Source organism: Kitasatospora sp. NPDC056800 (assembly GCF_042789775.1).
GTDB lineage: Bacteria > Actinomycetota > Actinomycetes > Streptomycetales > Streptomycetaceae > Kitasatospora.
The window spans coordinates 34,375-52,595 of record NZ_JBHUAL010000036.1 but is presented as its reverse complement, the minus strand read 5'-3'; the positions used below and the strand labels follow the sequence as shown (position 1 = coordinate 52,595).

Genomic DNA, 18,221 nt, shown 5'->3' with positions numbered 1-18,221 from the left:
GGCGCCGCCCACGTGGACGGCGCCCCGGCGGGCGGGGGCGGTACGGCGAGCGCCGGGAGCGGCACGGCGAACGGCGTCACGGTCGGCGCCGGCGGCCCGGGCGGACACGGCACGGGCGACGGTACGGGCGACGCCGACAGCGGAACGGACGGCAGAGTGGACGGCACGGCCCAGGAGCCGACCGGCCCGTACCTCGGCGCCGGCGGCGACCACGACGCGATCACCGACGACGGCCCGATCGGCTCCGCGGAATGGGATCTGCTGACCGACGGGATCCAGTGGAGCCCGGAGGCCTACCTCCTCCTCGGCTGCGAGCCGGGCCACGGCCCGCTCAGCCTCGACCGGCTGCCCGACCGCCTCCCCGAGGCGGACCGGCCGCTGCTGCGGCGGATGATGACCGACGCCCTGGTGCACGGCCGCTGCGCCGCCGGCACCCTGCGGGTCCGCCGGCCCGACGGGCGCTACGACGGCGTCGAGTGCGCGGGCGAGCCCGTCCTCGGCACCGACGGCACGGTCGTCGCGCTGCGCATGCTGCTCCGCCCGGCCCCGCCGCACTGAGCGCACGGCCCCTCTCACCCCGAGCCCACAACCCCCGCCCCGCCGCACCGCGCCCGAAGGCCCGGCCCGGGCCCGTACGTCCGCGGGCCCGTCAGGTCAACCGGCGCCGGTTCTTGGCGTCCGCCGCCCGCAGCGCCCGGCCCAGCTCCTCCCGCAGCTCGTCCACCACGGGCAGCCCCCGGTACTGCGCGGTCAGCCGGTACATCTCGCGCAGCCGGTCCCAGGTCCGGTGCGAGGAGTTCTGGCCGATCAGGTTCATCACCATCTTGGCCTGGAACCGCGCCGCGTCCGGCTCGCCGGTGAGCAGGTGCACCGAGGCCAGGGTGATCCGGTCGAACAGCGCCGACCGCAGCTGCCCGGTCCCCTCCCGCAGGGTGATCACCCGCTCCGCGTGCCGACGGGCCTCGGGGGCCGCCCCCGGGTCGTGCTCGGAGAGCGTGCGCAGCACCAGGGCCTGCATGCCGCGCAGTTCGGCCTCGTCGAACACCTGCATCCACGAGGGCGGTGGCTCCGGCGCCTCCTCGGTGAACAGGTCCTCGGCCTCCCCGAGCAGACGGTAGGTGTCCTGGGAGTGCCCGATCGAGGCGTGCGCCCACGCCTCGACGGTGTTGAGCATGGCGCGCGTTCTGGGCAGCAGCCGTCCGCCGGCCGCCTTGGCCGCCGACATCAGGTCCAGCGCCTCGTCGGCCCGGCCCAGGTGCACCATCTGCCGCGCGGCCCGGGAGATCGCCTCGCCGGCCCGTGGCCGGTCGCCGGCCTCCTTGGCCGCGTCGGCCGCGATCATGAAGTACTTCTGGGCGGTGGGCTCCAGCCCCACGTCGTGCGACATCCAGCCCGCCAGCACCGCCAGGTTGGCCGCGACCAGCCACAGCCGCTGCTCCACCGCCGGTGCGTGCCGGTGCGTCAACAGGCCGCCGACCTCGTTCAGTTGACCGACCACCGCCTTGCGCTGCAACCCGCCGCCGCGGGCCGCGTCCCAGGCCCGGAACACCTGTACCGAGTGCTCCAGCGACTCCACCTCGTCGAGCCCGACCGGGCCCGCGTCGTACATGTCCGCCGCCGGGTGCGCTCCGCCCCCGGCGACCGCCTGTCGAGGCCCTGGGACGGAGGCCGCGTACGCGACCGCGTCCCCGCCCAGCCAGCCCTTCAGCGAGTCGGCGATGACCGCCCCGGCCGTGAGCGCGGCTCCGGCGCCCACCAATCCACGTCGGTTCAGCATGAGGTCCATTCCCGTGAACTCGGTGAGGACCGCGGCTGTTCGATCCGGCGACCACGGCACTGCTGCGGACGCGTCCGCTCCGGACCTGGTGGGCCGGTGTCGTTCCAGACCGAGGTCCTCAGTGGTGACGACACGGCCGAGCCGCTCCGTGAACACGGCCGCCAGCACCCTCGGCACCGGATCGCGCGGGATCTCCCCCTGCTCGATCCAACGCCGTACCCTCGACGTGTCGGTGGACAGCTGCAGCTGCCCCATCGCGGCACCCCGACGGTTGACCAGCCGCGCCAGCTCGCCCTTCGACCATCCGGTCAGGACGAACAGGTCGGCCAGTCGGGTGTTGGGTTCCCTGCTCAACGAAGCCCCCAGGTTCCTCGGCTGATCCGAGGCTAGAGGCTTGGGCAAGTGCCGGGCGAGCATTCGCCACCGTTCGCCAGGGCCCGCCAGACTACTAAGCCAGTGCCCGACGGGTGTGTTGTAGGGGTGCGCCACCTCGCCCCCCGGGTCGGGCGGTGTCCCACCAGCGTCGGGGCTGTCCCCCGACGGTGGCACGGGGCGCTCCCGGTCCTCACCCGAGGGGGTGGCGCGGCCGGGTGGCGCGGGAGCGCCGGGCACGGCCACGGCAGTCCGGCCGACCGCATTCCCCAGGGTGCGGACGGCCGGAGCACCGCCGACCAGGGGTTCCTGACCCCGCGTCCGTGCCCGGCGCCCGCGCACCACCGACCGCACCGCTACGGGGTACCGCGCGGAGCAGCGCACCGCACGACGTACCGCACCACCCGCAGGGCCGCCGTCACGCCAGGAAGCACACGGCACCGGCCCTCCCCCGCCCCCGCGGGGCAAGCACCCGCCGACGGACCGGAAGGGACCTCCCTCAGCCCATGTACTCCTCAGCGACGACCCCCACGCCCACCGCGACCCGCCCAGCGCTGCGCCCCCCCACCGCAGCCGCCGGCCGCACCGGCCCCAGGGCCGTGCCCCCGGCGAGCCGTCCCGCGGTCCCGCGCGGCGCCGAGGGCCGGGCCACGGACACCCGGGTCGTCCCGACCGGCCGTACGGCGCTGGGCCCCGCCGGCCGTACCGCGCTGGGCCTGCGCGCCCCCGAGACCGCCCTGCCGGGCGGCGGCCGGATGCCGCTGGCCCGGCAGGCCGACGGCCAGGTGCTGCGGGCCCGGCGGCCCGGCCTGCCCGTCGGCGGCGGCCCGGAGCGGATCGACCCGTCGGCGCTCCAGACCCCGGCGGTCCGGGCGGCGCTCGCGGGCGTCTCGCGGATATGTCCCGCGTTCACCCCGCGCCAGGTCCTGCGCGAGGGCAGCCGCCACATCCTGGTGGCGGGCACCATCGGGCGGGCTCCGGTGGTCGCCAAGTGCCTGGCGCCGCAGGCGGTGCGGAGTGAGTACTTCGAGCAGCTGGTGGCCGACTTCCACCACGAGGTGGCGGTCTACCGGGCGTTCGTCCGGCACCGTCCGCCGGTGCGGCTGCCCCGGCTGGTGGCGGCCGACCACGACCGGTGCGTGCTGGTCATGGAGCGTGTCCCGGGGCGCCCGGCGGCCCGCGAGCGCCACCCGGTCAACGCGCCCACCCCGGGCGAGGTGCGGGCGCTGCTCACCGCGGTCCGCACGCTGAACCTGTGGCGGCCGCCGACCGACGTCTTCCAGCCGCGCCTGGACTACCAGTTGGAGATCTCCCGCTACCACTCGGTGGGCCAGCTCACCGACCGGGACGCCGGCGACGTCCGCGGCCTGCTGCACGGCCTCGGCAGCACCCCGCTCCAGCTCTGCCACGGCGACGCCCTGCTCAGCAACATGCTGCTGGCGCCGTCCGGACCGGTGCTGGTCGACTGGGAGCAGGCCGGCTGGTACCTGCCCGGCTACGACCTGGCGGTGCTCTGGAGCGTCCTGTCCGGGGACACCGCGGCACGCCGCCAGATCAGCCAACTCGCCCAGAGCGGCGGCACGCTGGCCCGGGACGCGTTCCTGGTGAACCTGGTGCTGGTGCTGATGCGGGAGATCCGGCTGTACGACGTTCCGGGCGCCGGCGAGGAGCAGCGGATCATGATCCGCCGGCTCTACGACGACGCGGCGCTCGCCCGCCGGGCCGTCCGCGCCGCGGTCGGGACCCGCTGAGCCACCGCCGGGGCCCGTCGGACCGCCGTCAGGACCCGCCGGGCCCGGGAGTTCGACGACGGGCCCTACGGCCGGGCGCCCCGCTCCAGGGCGGCCCGGCCGGCGGCCTCCAGGACGGTCTCGTCGGGGGCCAGGTGCACCCGGCTGCTGAGCACGTCCCGCAGGTAGCGCTCCAGCGGGTGACGCCGGCTCAGGCCGGGGTTGCCGGTGAGGGCGACGGCCTGCTGGACCACCGCCGTCGCGGCCCGGGTGGCCAGCAGGTGGGCCGGACCGGTCCGGGCGACGGCCTCCTGGTCGCCCCGGTCCACCCGGGAGGCCAGGCCCTCGACCAGTTCCTCGGCCCCGATCAGCTGGGCCTCGATCTCGCCGAGGGCGGTCCGGTAGCGGGGCAGGGTGCCGAGCGGCTCGGTCAGATTGGCCGGGGTGCGCTGGTTGAGGAAGCGGATCAGCCACGCCTCGGCGGCCCGGGCGACCCCGATCGCCACGGCGGAGAGGGCCAGGTCGTGCCAGGCCGACGAGAGCTCGGCGTCGGCGTCGGCACTCTGACGGGCCGTCCGGCGACCGTTCGTCAGGCCGAGCGCGAGGTCGCCCGGCACCCGGACCCCGTCCAGCACCACGTCGTGGCTGGCGCTGGCCCGCAGCCCGAGCTGGTCCCAGGTCGGGTCGATCTCCAGGCCCTCGCTCTCGCCGCGGACCAGGAAGGTGCCGATCCGCGGCTCCTCCTCGTCGGTCCGCGCGGTCACCGCCATCCAGGCGAGCGCCTCGGCTCCCGTGCAGTACGTCTTCCGGCCCGTCAGCAGCCAGCCGTCACCGTCCCGTCGGGCGACCGTGCCGGGCAGCTCGCCCGCCCCGGCACCGGGCTCCGCCCGCAGCGTGTTGACCAGCGCCGGGCCGCGCCGGGACTCGGTGAGCAGCCGCCGGTAGCCGGCCGTCGGCCAGTCGGCCCGGCGGGCCTGCTCGGCGTGCTGGAGCAGGGTGAAGGCGGTGACCACGGCCACCGAGGCGTCGCCGCGGCCGAGTCGGGACAGCACCCGGACGGTGTCGGCGAGCGTTCCGCCCGGACCGCCGTACCGCTCGGAGACGGTGAGGGTGAGCAGTCCGGCCTCGTGGACGGCCTCGATCCCCTGGTACGGGAAGGTCGCGTCGCGGTCGTGCTCCTCGGCGCGGGCAGCCAGCAGGTCGACCACCCGGGGCAGTCCGGCGAGGGCGGTCTCGACCGCGCTCCGGTCGGGTGCCGCGCCGCCGGGGGCCGAACTTGTGGGTGTGGAACCGGTGGATTCGAGATGGCCGGAACCCGTCGGTTCGGAACCCGCCGCCGGAGCGGCGGTCCGCGAACGGCGTCCGGCGGACGCGCTCCTGGGCGAACGGTTGTCGGCGGGGCGGTCGTCGGACGCGTGGTCCTCGGACGAACGCTCGGCGGTCGAACGGTTGGCGGCGCGAGTGGTCATGATGCTGTGCCTCCGGGCGGCAACGTGGGCTCGGCAGGTGCGGGCGGCACGCCGTACGGGCGCGCGGTGGCGATCGGCGGCCCCGGAGGCCGGCTCACGGCCCGCCCCTGGTCCCGGCGCCGACCGGACACCCGGCCGATCGCCCGCCGCCGGGGGACGAATCCCCCCTCAGCGGCCCGGACACGCCGCGCTGGCGGTGCGCCGCAGGTCCAGATGCCTGCGACGGGTCAGCAACGGAAGGCGGCACGGCATGTTCGCGACTGTACGAACCGTTGATCGATACCGTCAAGCAGCGTCCGACCCCCGGGCGGAGCCGGCCGGCCCCGGCGGGATCAGCCCTGCTGGAACATGTCCGCGGGGAGCGGCTTCAGCAGCTGATACAGGTCGTCCGAAATCGGTCGGTCCCAGGACGCGACGGTGACCAGGACGCCGTCGCTGCGGCCGAACTGGGCGCAGAACACGCGCTCCTCGCTGACCTTGACCTTCTTCACGATCAGCAGGTCGTCCCCGAGCATCACCGGGAAGTCCTCGGCCGAGACGAACTCGACCGGCTCGTCGTTCTCCAGCGCCGCGAGCAGCTGCCGCACCTCGAAGGGCACCTCGTCGCCGGTCTCCCGGGCGGGCGAACCCTCGGGGAGGTTGCCGATGAACATCGCCGGACCTCTGCCGCCGAACAGGTCGTAGCGCAGGAAAATCCCCTGGCAGGAGCCGTCCGGGCCGGTCATCATGGCCGCACCGAAGTCACCGGGCCAGTCGCCCGGGTCCATCGCGAGCACGTCGAAGTCCGGGCCGGCGGGCTGTCCGGAGCGACGGCGGAGAAAAGACATGGGAACATCGTACGTGTCCGGCACACCGCGTTCGCGAGGTGGGTGGGGCACCGCCGGGGGGTGGCCGGGAGATCGACGCTCAGAGACCAATGTTGACTCTGAGCAACCGTCCGGGCTACGTTCGGTTCAGCACGACAGCCGTTCTGGGTTTCACCCTCCGGGGGGACGGCATGTCGCAACGCGGCCCTACACGCGTTTCCCTCACTGTGCACTTGTCGTGCCGAACCGCCGAGCACCCAGCTTCGTCGTCGCACACAGCACGAACACACAAGCCAACAGTTCCAAGTTTCACAAGCCAGATCCGCGGGGCCCCGGCCCGTCGCTCCCGTGGATCTGCTCGGGACGCCGCCGCGTGGGGGCGTGCGGGTCCCGAGCACCGGTGCCGTCATCCGAGTCGCTCTCGGCTTCGGCGCCAACCTCCCGGCGACTGCCGGCCCCATCTCGGGGCCGGGACCGGCCGACGCACCCCGGTGCGCAGGGGATGACTGGGAGGATGGCCTGGCAGTACTGCCGGGCCGCACAGCAGGCGCCGTGTCTGGCCGCGTGGGGGCGGTGGGCACGGCGTCTGCCCGTGCTCTTACTCTGAGCTGCGTTTGTCTAACAGTCAACAGAAATTCTGACGGGGCACGCTCAATGGATCATCAGTTGTGATGTTTCGGACCCGAAAGATCGTCTACGGAGCGGACCCCCGTCGACCGGGGGTCCGCTCCCGTGCTGCCGGGCGCCGGCTCGGCGCCGACGGGCTCCGCGCGCCTCGGCTCAGGTGAGGTCGAACTCGCCGTCCCGGGCGCCGAGCACGAAGGCCCGCCACTCGCCCGGCGTGAAGACCAGGACCGGCCCGTCCTCCTGGCGGCCGTCCCGCATCCCGATGTAGCCGTCCACGAAGGCGATCTGCACGTCGCCGACACCCTGGCTGCTGCACAGCCACTCCGCCCCGGTGAAGTCCACCCTGGGCTTCCCGTTCGGCGCCAGATCCGGCTGCACCACGCTGACCTCCGTGTCCGTCCCGCTGTTGGATCCCACTGACCGATCTCCTCCCGACGGCGTTCCTGGGCCAGCCTAGCCACACCGCCCGGCCCCGGTCAGCGGGTTGACGAGGACTCCTCCGGGCGGGGACGGGCGCGACCGGAGGACGGGTCGAGGCGTGTCCCGACCGGCGGGGGCGGCGGGCAGCTGCCAGAGTGCTGCCAGGGCGCCGTACGACCGCTTCCCCGGCCCGGCCCGGGAGGTGCCGGGGCCCGGGCCGCTCCGCCGCACCGCCCTGACCGACCGGGATGACCGGTTCGACCGAGCGCGCCTTGCCAGAACGATCCACCGACCGACCCGTTCGAGGGAGCAGCCGATGAGCCGCCGGGACGGCACCCGCGCCGACGTCATCCCCATCTCCGACGCCCCCTCGGCCCATCCCCCGGCACCCCGGACGCCCCCCTCACCCACCCAGCTGCCCCGGCCGACCCCCGCCCGGACCGCCACCCACGGGCGGGTCGGGATCGTCCTGGTCTCGCACAGCCAGGAACTGGCCACCGCCGTACGCTCCCTCGCGCTCGCGTTGACCGGATCCGACTCCCCCGCGCCGGTCGCGGCGACCGGCGGCGACCCGTCGGACGGACCGGGCATCAGCGCCGTCCTGGTGGCCGCCGCGACCCGGCGGGTGGACCAGGGCCACGGCGTGGTGGTGCTCGCCGACCTCGGCGGGGCGGTCACCACCGTCCGCGCGCTGCTGGCCGACGCGGACGAGCACGGGCTGCCCTTCCCGGTCCGGTTCGCCAACGCCCCGTTCGTCGAGGGCGCGGTGGCCGCGACCGCCACCGCCACGGCGGGCGGGGACCTGGCCGCGGTGCTGGACGCGGCGGAGGAGGCCTACCGGCAGTACAAGGGCTGACCCGGCGGGGAGGGTGGTTGAGGACCTGCGGCGGGCCGTGATGGGCCCGCCCCCGGGCTCAGGGGCGCTCCTTGCCCTCCCAGGTGAAGACCGCCGGACCCTCGCACTCCAGCGCGTGGCGCAGCCGCTCGTGCTCGCTCTCGATCATCGGCGGCAGCTCGTCCAGCCCGAACCAGCCGACGTCCAGCGACTCGTCGTCGTTCACCCGCGCCTCGCCGCCGACCGCGCGGCAGCGGAAGGTCAGCACCAGGTACTGCGTCACATCGCCGTTCGGGTACGTGACCTGCGGCGAGACCGTGACCGAGGCGAGCAGCTCGGGCACGACCACCACCCCCGTCTCCTCCTCGCACTCGCGCACCACGCCGTCGGCGGGCTGCTCCCCGGGGTCGAGGATGCCGCCGACCGGCGCCCACCGGCCGTCGTCGGCCCGGCGGGCGAGCAGCACCCGGTCGCGGTCGTCCAGCACGACGGCGACGACGGCGCTCAGCCAGAGCGGGCGGGTTCCCACGATGGCGCGGAGCTCGGCGAGGAAGGGGGGAATAGCCATGGGCCGCAGCCTATCGGGGCGGCTCCGGGCCGACCCGGTGCGCCCGGCCGGTGTCGGGCCGCAGCAGGGCGAGCACGGTGAGGCCGAGGATGCGCAGGTCGAGCCCGAACGAACGGTGCTCGACGTACCAGAGGTCGAGCTCCGCCCACTCGGGGCGGCTGAGCGGGCGGGGCGTCCGGCCGCGGCTCAGGGCGTGCAGCTGGGCCCAGCCGGTGAGGCCGGGCCGGACGGCGAGCCGGCGGCGCTCCCGGCGGGAGTAGTGCGCCGCCTGGTCCGGGCCGACCGGCAGGGGCCCGATCACCCCCATGTCGCCGCGCGCCACGTTCCACAGCCGCGGCAGCTCGTCCAGACCGGACTGCCGCAGCAGGGCGGTGAGCCGGCCGTCCCCTCCGGTCCGGAAGCGCAGGAGCTGGAACTCGCGGCCGTGCCGGCCGGTCCGGATCTGCCGCTGGAGGACCGGGCCGCCGGTGCCGCAGCGGAGCAGGACGGCGATCAGCAGGGCCAGCGGCAGTGCGACGACCGCGGCCAGGGCGGCGACGGCGAGGTCGCCGGCGCGTCTCACGAGACGGCCGCGGCGCGATCCGGTCTACCGCTCATCGCTCCACCTCCACGGCGCTTCGAGCCGGAAGAACGCCTTCACAGTAGAGGCGGGATGAAGCTGTCGTCCGGGAATGGTGAAAGAAGAGGGCCTGAGATTGTCCGACTGGACGATATTCAGTCGGTCTGACCAATTTCGCTCGATCGGCCGTTTCGGAATTCCGAGAGCGATCGACGTTACGGGTGGGGGCAACGCCCGGACGGAACCCGCCGACCGTACGGCCGGTACGCCGGCCGGGGCGCCGTCAGAGCGCGGCGCGGCGCCGGTCGCGGAACACGCCGAAGGCGATCCGGCCGAGCAGCAGGACGCCCGCGGCCAGACAACCGGCCACCGCCATCGCCCAGGCCGGCCCGTCACTGTCCGGCACGAACACGGCCACGACGATGCCGAGCGCCAGGCAGGCCAGGCCCACCACCGTCAGCGGGACCTGGTGGGTGACCAGGGCTCCGCCGCTGCACGCGCGAGCCATCCGGGAGGCCCCGTGGAGGTGGAAGGGGTCACGGTCCGCATCTGCCATGAGCCCAAGGTACCCCGGGGCGGCGCGGGTGGCAGCCCGCAGGGAGTGAAGGTCCGGACACGCTGCGCAACCGGGGGATCCGGGCTGGTCAGCGGCACGCCGGGCCCGCCCCGAAGTGTGTCCGAGGCGTCCGGGCGTGCATTCCGGCTCCACAATCAGTCCACGAAAAATCCTCGTCCCCCCGGTACAACCATCCGTCCGGTGCAGCGGTCTCAATGGCATTGAGTGATCCAGGAGCCGTTCGAGGGACGGGTGTGAACCCCCCACCGAGAACAGGAATATCCAGGAGCGGAGCCGCCGCCCCTGGAGTCGGAGGCCGGGCTCCGTCCTCCGGCGGTACCGCCACGCCGCTCGGCGAACGAGGGGGAACCGTGCCGCAGTCCCAGTCCAGTACATCGATCTCCATGGCCCGCGCCCGGCCGGCACCCCGCATGCGCGCGCTGCCCCTGACCGTCGGGTGGTCGGCGGACCGGCACGGCACCGGCCGGCCCACCGACCGTCCGCACGGCGATCACCTTCGCGGCGATCAGCTCGGCGGCGATCTCCTGCACGGCGACCGTCGGCGCGAGGAGCACCGCCACGGCACGCACCTGGACGGCGGGGGCCGTCACCGGGCGGCCGTCGACACGGAACAGCAGGACGCTCGGGGCGAATGGCTGCGGTTCGCCCCCGTCCAGCCGCTGTTCCGGGCCCTGGCCGCCCAACGGCTCGCGGTGCTCGCGTACCACGGGGTGACCGACCACCGCTCGTTCGGCGCCCAGCTCGACCGGCTCCAGCGGCTCGCCACGCCGGTCTCGCTCGGCGCGGTCCTCCAGGCCGTGACCGAACGGCGGCCGCTGCCGCCCCGGAGCGTCCTGGTCACCTTCGACGACGCCGACCGGAGCGTCCTCACCCACGCCCTGCCCGCCCTCGACGCCCGGGGCATTCCGGCCACCGCGTTCGTCATCTCGGAGCTCATCGGCACCGAACGGCCGTTCTGGTGGCACGAGGCCGACTTCCTCGCCCGGCACGGGGGCCGGGCCCGCTCGCTCGACTGCGGACACCCGTCCCAGCTGCTCCGGCGGCTCAAGGCCATGCCGGACCCGGACCGGCGGCGCAGTCTGCACGAACTGCGGGTCAGCGCCGACCGTCGGCCACCCCGCCAGGAGCAGCTGACCCCGGCCGACCTGCTCGCCCTGCGGGACGGGGGCGTCGCGATCGGCAACCACACCCAGGGGCACCCGTGCCTCGGGCGCTGCGACGACGACACCGTGCGCGCCGAGATCACCGGCGCCCACGAGGCCCTCACCCGCTGGCTGGGCGAACCGCCGATCGCCTTCGCCTACCCGGACGGCGGCCACGACGTCCGCGCCGAAACCGTCCTGCAGGAGCTCGGCTACCGACTCGGCTTCCTCTCCGACCACCGCCTGGGCCCCCGGCTCCCCTCCCATCCCCTCCAGATCAGCCGCCTCCAGGTCGACTCCACCACCAGCACCCGCCGCTTCGACACCATCCTCTCCGGCCTCGAACCCGCCTACCGCCGCTGGCGCCGCCAGGCCGTCGCCTAGCAACGGGCGCCATCACGCCGCACAGGAAGTCGGCCGGGTCGACTTCCTGTGCGGCGCGCACCCCGGCAGCCCATCCCCAAAGCAACCAATCACTCGAGCCAATCCCGCACCAAAAGTCGGCCGGGCCGACTTCTCGCGCGCCCAGCCAAGTCATTTCGGGCGCCCGGAATGCCACCCCCGCCCCCGCAAAAAGTCGACTCCACGCACTCAACTTCCGGCACAAACCCACCCCAGAAGTCGGCCCGCCCGACTTCCGGCGTGCCCCAAGAGGCCACAGCAAGCGCACGCTCAACGGGCTTGGCGAGCGCGGCCGCCACACAGGAAGTCGGCCTGGCCGACTTCTCGCGCGCGCAGGCGGGACCTGGGCTCGCAATCAGCAGCCTCGGGGCCGCGAGCCGTCTAGCTGCAGCATCTCAGCGCGGCACCGACGCTCGACCGGACGAACCTCCCGTATGCCGCCGGGAAGCCCGGAACGCTCGCTGCACGAAAAGTCGGGCCGGCCGACTTTCTGCGCGATTCGAAGCGGCGACTCCGCGAAAAGTCGGCCGGGCCGACTTCCTGTGCACCAGCAAGCCCAGGGCTAGCGACCAACAGACTCCAGGAGCCGGGCTGCCCAGCCGTTGCATCCGGGCATGGCGCAGGAAGTCGACTGGGCCGACTTCCCATGCAAGCAAGCCGGGCACGAGCCCGCATCCGGGGACTCTATGCGCGTAGAGGCCAGGGGCGATTGGCCGCTTGAGTCGGGGGTGGTGCCGCTCGAAGCGGTCGTTGCGCGAGAAGTCGGCCAGATCGACTTCCCGTGCGCCGACTGTCGGCGGGCCGGATCCCATGCCCAGCGGCTCTATGCGCGTAGAGGCCCTGGCGACCAGACGCTCACCCTGGGGAGGCGGGGCGGTTCGGGGCAGTCGTTGCACCAGAAGTCGGCCGGGTCGACTTCCCGTGCGACCGACCAGAAGGGCTTCAGGGAGCGGGCTGCGTGGGAAGTCGGCCGGGCCGACTTCTCGCGCGGTCAGCCGATGAGGGTGGCGAGGGCGTTGCCCTGGGGGTAGAGGGCGGCGGCCGGGGGGAGGTGGGCAGGGGTGCCGGCGTGGAGGACGGTGAGGGTGCCGGAGCCGGTGCGGGTGGGGTCGGCGACGCGGCGGATGGCCTGGGCGGCGACGGCGTCGGCCGAGCCGTGCAGGGTGAGCCCCGGGGCGGCGGTCGGGGCGACGGCGGCGCGGATGCGGTCGTCGACGAGTTCGTAGTGGGTGCAGCCGAGCACGATGGCGTCGGTGCCGGCCGGCGTCCGGGCGGCGGCGTCGGCGATGGCGGCCGTGACGGCTTCGTCGTCGCCGTGCTCGACCGCGTCCGCGAGGCCCGGGCAGGCGACCTCGGTGATGTCCGCCGAACCGCCGAAGTCGCGGATCAGCCCGCGTTGGTACGCGCTGCCGGTGGTGGCCGGGGTGGCCCAGATGGCGACCCGGCCGCCCCGCACGGCGGCGGGCTTGATCGCCGGGACGGTGCCGACCACCGGCAGCCCGGGCTCCAGCTCGGCCCGCAGGGTGGCGAGCGCATGGACGGAGGCGGTGTTGCAGGCGATCACCAGCGCGTCGGGTTCGAGCGCGGCGGCGGCCCGGCAGCAGCCGAGGGCCAGCTCGGTGACCTCTTCCGGCGTACGGGGCCCCCACGGCATCGAGGCCGGGTTGGAAGAGAGCACCAGATCCACGTCCGGGCGCTGCTTCCGAAGGGCGGCGGCGGCGGCCAGCAGGCCGATTCCGGAGTCCATCAGTGCGATCTTCACGGCTCAAGACTTTAGTCGATCCGCCCGTCGGGCCCGGTTCTGCGGCAGACTGCCGGGGTGACCGTCCTGCTGTGGATCGCCGCGTTCTCCCTGCTGGTCTGGCTCTGGCTGGCGTGCTGCCACGGCTCGTTCTGGCGCACCGACATTCGGTTGCCGCCGCGTCGCCCGCCGGTCCGCTGGCCGCAGGTGGCGGTCGTGGTGCCGGCCCGGGACGAGGCCTCGGTGGTCCCGGTGAGCCTGCCGACGCTGCTGGCGCAGAAGTACCCGGGGCGGGCCCGGGTGATCCTGGTGGACGACCACAGTTCGGACGACACCGGCGCGCTGGCGGCGGAGCTGCGGACGATCGACGGGCTGGAGCTCACCGTCACCACCCCTCCCCCGCTGCCGCCGGGCTGGACCGGCAAGCTGTGGGCGCTGCGGCACGGCGTGGAGCTGGCCGGTCCGGACGCCGAGTACCTGCTGCTGACGGACGCCGACATCGCGCACGGCCCGGACTCGCTGGCCGAGCTGGTGGCCGCCGCCGAGAGCAACGGCCTGGACCTGGTGTCCCAGATGGCCCGGCTGCGGGTGGAGACCGGCTGGGAACGGCTGATCGTGCCGGCCTTCGTGTACTTCTTCGCCCAGCTGTACCCGTTCCGCCGGAGCAACCGTCCGGGTGCCCGGACCGCGGCCGCGGCCGGCGGCTGTTCGCTGGTGCGGCGGGAGGCACTGGAGCGGGCGGGCGGGGTGGCGGCGATCCGTGGCGCGGTGATCGACGACGTGTCGCTGGCCCGGGCGGTGAAGTCGACCGGCGGCCGGACCTGGCTGGGTCTGGCCGACGACGTGGACAGCGTGCGTCCGTACCCGCGGCTGGAGCAGCTGTGGCGGATGGTGTCGCGCAGCGCGTACGCCCAGCTCAGGCATTCGCCGGCGCTGCTGCTCGGGACGGTGCTGGGGCTGGCGCTGGTGTACCTGGTGCCGCCGGTGGCGACGGTGGCCGGGCTGGTGGCGGGCGCGCCGGCGGTGGCCGCGGCGGGTGGGGCGGCGTGGGCGCTGATGGCGGGCACGTACCTGCCGATGGTCCGGTACTACGGGCAGCCGGCCGCGGCCGTGCTGCTGCTGCCGTTCACCGCGGGGCTGTACCTGCTGATGACGGTGGATTCGGCCGTACAGCACTGGCGCGGCCGGGGCTCGGCGTGGAAGGGGCGGACGTACTCCCGGGCCTGAGAAACCCGCTGCGCGCCGCACCGCCCCGATCCATACTGCTCGGATGGACCGTCAGCAGATCTCCCGCCTCGCCCATGCCCACCACCCGATCGCGGCCCCGCTGGCGGACGGCTCGGTGGCCCGGTTGCTGGACCGTGCCATGGCCGGGACGGAGCAGGGCCGGGCCCTGGACCTGGGCTGCGGCGAGGGCGCCTGGCTGCTCCGGGCGCTGGCCGCCGGCCCGGGCTGGCGGGCGACGGGCATGGACCTGGACGCGGCGGCGCTGACCCGGGCCCGGGAGTCCGCGGCCGCGCTGGGCGTGGCCCGCCGGATCGGCCTGCACCACCTGGACGCACGGGAGTTCACCGCGGAGGAGCCCTTCGACCTGGTGTTGTGCGTCGGCGCCACCCACGCGTTCGGCGGCCTGCTGCCGACGCTCGCCGCGGCCCGCGAACTCCTGGCCCCGGGCGGCCGGTTGCTGGTCGGCGAGGGGTTCTGGCAGCGCGAGCCGTCCCGGGCGGCGCTGGACGGACTGGGCGCGGCACGGGAGGACTTCGCGGATCTCGCGACGACCACCGGGCGGGTCCTCGCGGAGGGCTGGACGCCGGTGTTCGGGCTTGTCAGCACCGAACAGGAGTGGGACGAGTACGAGTTCGCCTGGACGGGATCGCTGGCCGAGTGGGCGCTGGACCACCCGGACCACCCGGACGCGGCGGCCGCCCGGGAGGCGGCGGACCGGCACCGCACCGGGTGGCTGCACGGCTACCGGGGGACGCTCGGCTTCGTCACCTACCTGCTGCGCCGCGACTGAAGCACGCCGAAGGGCTCTGAACACGCCCGAACCGCCTGAGCCTCCCGCCCCCGAACGCCCCGCACCGGTCGGCTACTTCTCGATCCGCGCGAGGAAGTCGTCGATCAGCGGGGCGATTTCGGGCAGCTTCTCCTCCAGCGCGAAGTGCCCGGTGTCGAACAGGTGCAGCTCGGCCCCGGGCAGGTCACGCAGGTAGGCGCGCGCACCGGCCTCGGTGAAGAACGGGTCTCCCACTCCCCAGAGCACCAGCGTGGGCGGCTGGTCGGCGCGCAGCCAGGCCTGCCAGGCGGGGTAGAGCTCGACGTTGGAGAAGTAGTCGAGGGCGAGTTCGACCTGGATGTCCTTGCGGCCGGGCAGGTCGAGGAAGTGCTGGTCGAGCGTCCAGCCGTCGGGGGCGACCAGGCTCGGGTCACCGGTGCCGCCCTCGTACTGGCCGCGGGTGACGTCCGGGGTGAGGATCGAGCGGGCGGCCAGCTCCGCGCCCGGCACGCCGCGCCTGTTCGCGATGAACTCCCTTGCCTGGTCGGAGAGTCCCTCCTCGTAGGCGTTGCCGTTCTGGACCACCAGGCCGGTGATCCACTCCGGGTGCCGGGTGGCCAGGCGCAGGCCGACGGGGGCGCCGAAGTCGAAGACGTACAGCGCGAAGCGGTCCAGGCCGAGGGCGAGGCAGAAGCCCTCGATCACGTCGGCGAGGGCGTCGAAGCGGTACGTGAAGGCGTCGGGCGCGGGGCTGTCGCTGTGGCCGAAGCCCGGGTAGTCGGGGGCTATCAGGCGGTAGCGGGTGCCGAGCGCGTCGAGCAGCCGGGCGTACTGGTGGAAGGAGGACGGGAAGCCGTGCAGCAGCAGGAGCACGGGGGCGCCGAGCGGGCCGGTTTCGCGGTAGAAGACGCGCAGGCCGTCGACGTCGACGTGGCGGTGGTGGACGTGAGGGATCATCAGCTCGCTCATGCTAACCATTAAACAGCATGTGAATGGTTAGGCAAGGTGCTGTTCGGACAAGACGCCTGCCGGGCAGGGCACATGAGCGAGCTGATCCGCTGTCACCGCGAGGGCCGGAGCACCGGCTCAGTGACCCCGCGCCTGCTCCTGCTGCACCAGGTGGTCGAGCACCTCGGGCATCGCCTCGACCCCGCCGGCCTGGGTCGGCGAGGTGCGGTACTCACCCTGGACGACGACCGTCGGCAGCTCGTTGACGCCGTAGCGGGTGAAGTCGGCGGCGGCCTCCTCGACCGACCGCGTCACCTCGGCGGAGCGGTACGTCTCACCGAACGCCTTGGCGTCGACGCCCTGCCGCGCGGCCCAGTCGGTGGCGGCGGCCTCGGTGGTGAGGTCGACCCGCTCGGTGTGCACGGCGCGGAAGACGCTGACCTGGAGGCGGTCGACCTGGCCGAGGCGCTCCAGCGTGTAGAAGATCCGGGCGTGGCTCCGTTGCGCGGCCTCGTCCGGACTGCCGGGCCAGACGGCCGGGATGCGGCGCAGCGCGACATCGGCGCGGTGCTTCTCCGCCCAGGCCCGCAGGGGCTGTTCGAGCGCCTGGGAGTGGCTGCAGTCGTACCAGAAGAACTCGACCGCCTCGGTCCGGACGCTCTCACGGACCGGCTGCGGATGGTCGAGCTTGACGAACTGGGTGCCCCCGAACGGGATTTGGTGGGTGATCGCGCCGGCCTGGACGGGGGACGCGGCAATCCCGACGGCGACGGCGAGCAGGACGGTGGACCGCAGCAGCGACTTCGATTTCACACCGGGCAGTGTGCTGGCGGCGGTTCGCTACCGGCCGGTTGCTGCGCACGGGCCGCGCCGGATTCGCCCGGACGGCGTAGCCGGGCCGGGCGCGCGGACGGGCCGGCCACCCGACGGGGTCGGCCCGGCCACCCCGGTCGGCATGGCACCCCTGGCCCACCTGGCCACCCCGGTCAGCGGGCGGCCTCCGGACCCGCCGTCCATACCTCGGCGACCAGTTGCTGCCAGGCGTCCACGACGGCGCCCAGCTCGAAGTGCTCCAGCGCGTGCGCCCGGGCCGCCGCGCCGAGGCCCGCCCGGTTGACCGCGAGCACCTTGCCCAGCGCCTCGGCGAGGGCGAGCGGGTCCCCGGGGGCGACCAGCGCGCCGGTGGCACCGTCCCGGACCACCTCGCGCACCCAGCCGACGTCGGTGGCCACGGCGGGCACCCCGGCCAGCGCCGCCTCGATCAGCGCGCCGGGCACGCCCTCGCTGTCGCTGGTCAGCAGCAGCGCGTCGGCGGCGCGGTAGAGCGGGGCCGGGTCGGGCAGCGGGCCGAGGAAGTGGGCGCGGGCGGCGGCCGGGTGGCGGGCCAGCGACTCGCGCAGCGGTCCGTCCCCGGCGACGGCGAGCCGGACGTCGGGCAGCCGGTCGAGCACGTCGAGGGCCAGGTCGAGCCGCTTCTCCGGGGCTATCGCCCCGATCCAGGCGACCAGCAGCACGTCGGCCGGCAGGCCCAGCGCGTGCCGAGCGGCGCGCCGGTCGTCCCGGCCGTCGGCGGGTGGATAGCTCTCGGCGGCACGGGAGTTGGGGATCACGTGCACCTTCCCGTCGGGCAGCCGGAACTGCTCCTCCAGGACGACGCGCGCCTCGTCGGTGAGCGTGGTGACGGCGGCCGCGCGGTGCATCAGCGCGCCGCCGCGCACCCGGCGCAACCGGTTGGCGGTCCAGTAGCGCGGGTGGCCGACCGAGACGTAGACGAAGGGCGTACGGGTCCCGGCCAGGGCGAGGGCGCAGGCGGCCAGGGTGTCCGAGCCGTGGGCGAGCACCACGTCGGCGGCGCGGGAGGCGGAGCGCAGCGCCCTCAGGGTGCTCGGGTGCAGCCGGCCGGGGCCCAGCACGGCGGCGGAGCGCAGCCCGGCGGCGGCGGAGCAGTCGACGGCGGCCCGGCCGGCGGCCTCGGGGTCCGGGCTCGCGGCCCCGGAGCCCGGACCTGCGGAATCGGGGCTCCGGCCCGCGGAACCGGGGCCGGTGGAGTCCCGGCCCGCCCCGCCGGGGCCGGAGGGGACGGCCGGGTGCGGGGCGAGGGCGCACAGCGCGGAGGACTGCCCCCGACGGCCCAGTTCCCGGTGGAGGTCACGGGCGAAGTTCTGCGCGCCGCCCCGGCGTGAGTCGCTGATCAGGTGCAGGACACGCGGACGGTTTCCGGCCGGATCGGCCGACAAATGGTCGGGCATGGA

18 protein-coding genes are annotated in these 18,221 nt (G+C 74.6%); 6 read left to right on the top strand and 12 right to left on the bottom strand.

Going from position 1 to position 18,221, the window contains the following annotated elements; genetic code table 11:
• The coding region (locus ACFRQN_RS11260) for a PAS domain-containing protein (protein ID WP_380739867.1) at positions 1-558 on the top strand (558 nt) is incomplete at its 5' end.
• A gap of 91 nt (positions 559-649) precedes the next feature.
• On the opposite strand, the gene ACFRQN_RS11255 is transcribed toward ACFRQN_RS11260, so the two are convergent.
• A complete protein-coding gene (locus ACFRQN_RS11255; RefSeq protein WP_380739865.1) occupies positions 650-2,131 on the bottom strand; it encodes a hypothetical protein in 1,482 nt (493 codons plus the stop codon).
• 524 nt (positions 2,132-2,655) lie between these two features.
• Between ACFRQN_RS11255 and ACFRQN_RS11250 the strand changes: the two genes are divergently transcribed.
• On the top strand, positions 2,656-3,900 hold the full coding sequence (locus ACFRQN_RS11250; protein WP_380739863.1) for a phosphotransferase: 1,245 nt from the start codon (positions 2,656-2,658) through the stop codon (positions 3,898-3,900).
• A 65-nt stretch (positions 3,901-3,965) separates the two neighbouring features.
• Here ACFRQN_RS11250 and ACFRQN_RS11245 read toward each other — a convergent pair whose 3' ends face one another.
• The 4 genes from ACFRQN_RS11245 to ACFRQN_RS11230 all read right to left on the bottom strand — a co-directional run bounded on the left by ACFRQN_RS11245 (position 3,966) and on the right by ACFRQN_RS11230 (position 7,162).
• Entirely contained in the window at positions 3,966-5,348 is a 1,383-nt protein-coding gene (locus ACFRQN_RS11245; RefSeq protein ID WP_082345991.1) for an acyl-CoA dehydrogenase family protein, read from the bottom strand.
• A 168-nt stretch (positions 5,349-5,516) separates the two neighbouring features.
• Positions 5,517-5,600, bottom strand: a complete 84-nt coding sequence (locus tag ACFRQN_RS11240; protein ID WP_350526312.1) for a putative leader peptide — start codon at positions 5,598-5,600, stop codon at positions 5,517-5,519.
• Positions 5,601-5,680: 80 nt separating this feature from the next.
• Entirely contained in the window at positions 5,681-6,175 is a 495-nt protein-coding gene (locus ACFRQN_RS11235) for a hypothetical protein (protein WP_049656052.1), read from the bottom strand.
• A 759-nt stretch (positions 6,176-6,934) separates the two neighbouring features.
• Complete coding sequence (locus ACFRQN_RS11230; protein ID WP_234348556.1) at positions 6,935-7,162, bottom strand: DUF397 domain-containing protein; 228 nt, start codon at positions 7,160-7,162, stop codon at positions 6,935-6,937.
• A gap of 355 nt (positions 7,163-7,517) precedes the next feature.
• Between ACFRQN_RS11230 and ACFRQN_RS11225 the strand changes: the two genes are divergently transcribed.
• Positions 7,518-8,057: a PTS-dependent dihydroxyacetone kinase phosphotransferase subunit DhaM gene (locus ACFRQN_RS11225; RefSeq protein WP_082345992.1), complete on the top strand. Its 540-nt coding sequence runs from the start codon at positions 7,518-7,520 to the stop codon at positions 8,055-8,057.
• 58 nt (positions 8,058-8,115) lie between these two features.
• Here the strand turns inward: ACFRQN_RS11225 and ACFRQN_RS11220 are convergent, their stop codons facing one another.
• The 3 genes from ACFRQN_RS11220 to ACFRQN_RS11210 form a co-directional block, all read right to left on the bottom strand.
• The gene (locus ACFRQN_RS11220) at positions 8,116-8,604 is read right to left on the bottom strand and encodes an NUDIX domain-containing protein (protein ID WP_049656056.1); all 489 of its coding nucleotides are present in this window, start codon (positions 8,602-8,604) and stop codon (positions 8,116-8,118) included.
• Between the two features lie 10 nt (positions 8,605-8,614).
• Complete coding sequence (locus ACFRQN_RS11215; protein ID WP_380739860.1) at positions 8,615-9,166, bottom strand: sugar transferase; 552 nt, start codon at positions 9,164-9,166, stop codon at positions 8,615-8,617.
• A gap of 280 nt (positions 9,167-9,446) precedes the next feature.
• Positions 9,447-9,719 (bottom strand): hypothetical protein, encoded by a 273-nt coding sequence (locus tag ACFRQN_RS11210; protein ID WP_143204765.1) that lies wholly within the window; start codon positions 9,717-9,719, stop codon positions 9,447-9,449.
• A gap of 371 nt (positions 9,720-10,090) precedes the next feature.
• On the opposite strand from ACFRQN_RS11210, the gene ACFRQN_RS11205 reads away from it, so the two are divergent.
• A complete protein-coding gene (locus ACFRQN_RS11205) occupies positions 10,091-11,266 on the top strand; it encodes a polysaccharide deacetylase family protein (RefSeq protein ID WP_380739858.1) in 1,176 nt (391 codons plus the stop codon).
• 1,009 nt (positions 11,267-12,275) lie between these two features.
• On the opposite strand, the gene ACFRQN_RS11200 is transcribed toward ACFRQN_RS11205, so the two are convergent.
• Positions 12,276-13,046, bottom strand: a complete 771-nt coding sequence (locus tag ACFRQN_RS11200) for a glutamate racemase (RefSeq protein WP_380739856.1) — start codon at positions 13,044-13,046, stop codon at positions 12,276-12,278.
• A gap of 57 nt (positions 13,047-13,103) precedes the next feature.
• On the opposite strand from ACFRQN_RS11200, the gene ACFRQN_RS11195 reads away from it, so the two are divergent.
• Positions 13,104-14,252, top strand: coding sequence for a glycosyltransferase (locus ACFRQN_RS11195; RefSeq protein ID WP_380739854.1), 1,149 nt, complete (start codon positions 13,104-13,106; stop codon positions 14,250-14,252).
• 43 nt (positions 14,253-14,295) lie between these two features.
• On the top strand, positions 14,296-15,042 hold the full coding sequence (locus ACFRQN_RS11190; RefSeq protein WP_380739852.1) for an SAM-dependent methyltransferase: 747 nt from the start codon (positions 14,296-14,298) through the stop codon (positions 15,040-15,042).
• A 72-nt stretch (positions 15,043-15,114) separates the two neighbouring features.
• Here ACFRQN_RS11190 and ACFRQN_RS11185 read toward each other — a convergent pair whose 3' ends face one another.
• The 3 genes from ACFRQN_RS11185 to ACFRQN_RS11175 all read right to left on the bottom strand — a co-directional run bounded on the left by ACFRQN_RS11185 (position 15,115) and on the right by ACFRQN_RS11175 (position 18,218).
• A complete protein-coding gene (locus tag ACFRQN_RS11185) occupies positions 15,115-15,990 on the bottom strand; it encodes an alpha/beta fold hydrolase (RefSeq protein ID WP_380739850.1) in 876 nt (291 codons plus the stop codon).
• 117 nt (positions 15,991-16,107) lie between these two features.
• Positions 16,108-16,782, bottom strand: coding sequence for a thiol:disulfide interchange protein DsbA/DsbL (locus ACFRQN_RS11180; protein WP_380739848.1), 675 nt, complete (start codon positions 16,780-16,782; stop codon positions 16,108-16,110).
• A gap of 173 nt (positions 16,783-16,955) precedes the next feature.
• Positions 16,956-18,218 carry a glycosyltransferase family 4 protein gene (locus tag ACFRQN_RS11175; RefSeq protein WP_380739846.1) on the bottom strand — a complete coding sequence of 421 codons (1,263 nt, stop codon included), beginning with the start codon at positions 18,216-18,218 and terminating at the stop codon, positions 16,956-16,958.
• Between the last annotated feature and the right edge of the window lie 3 nt (positions 18,219-18,221).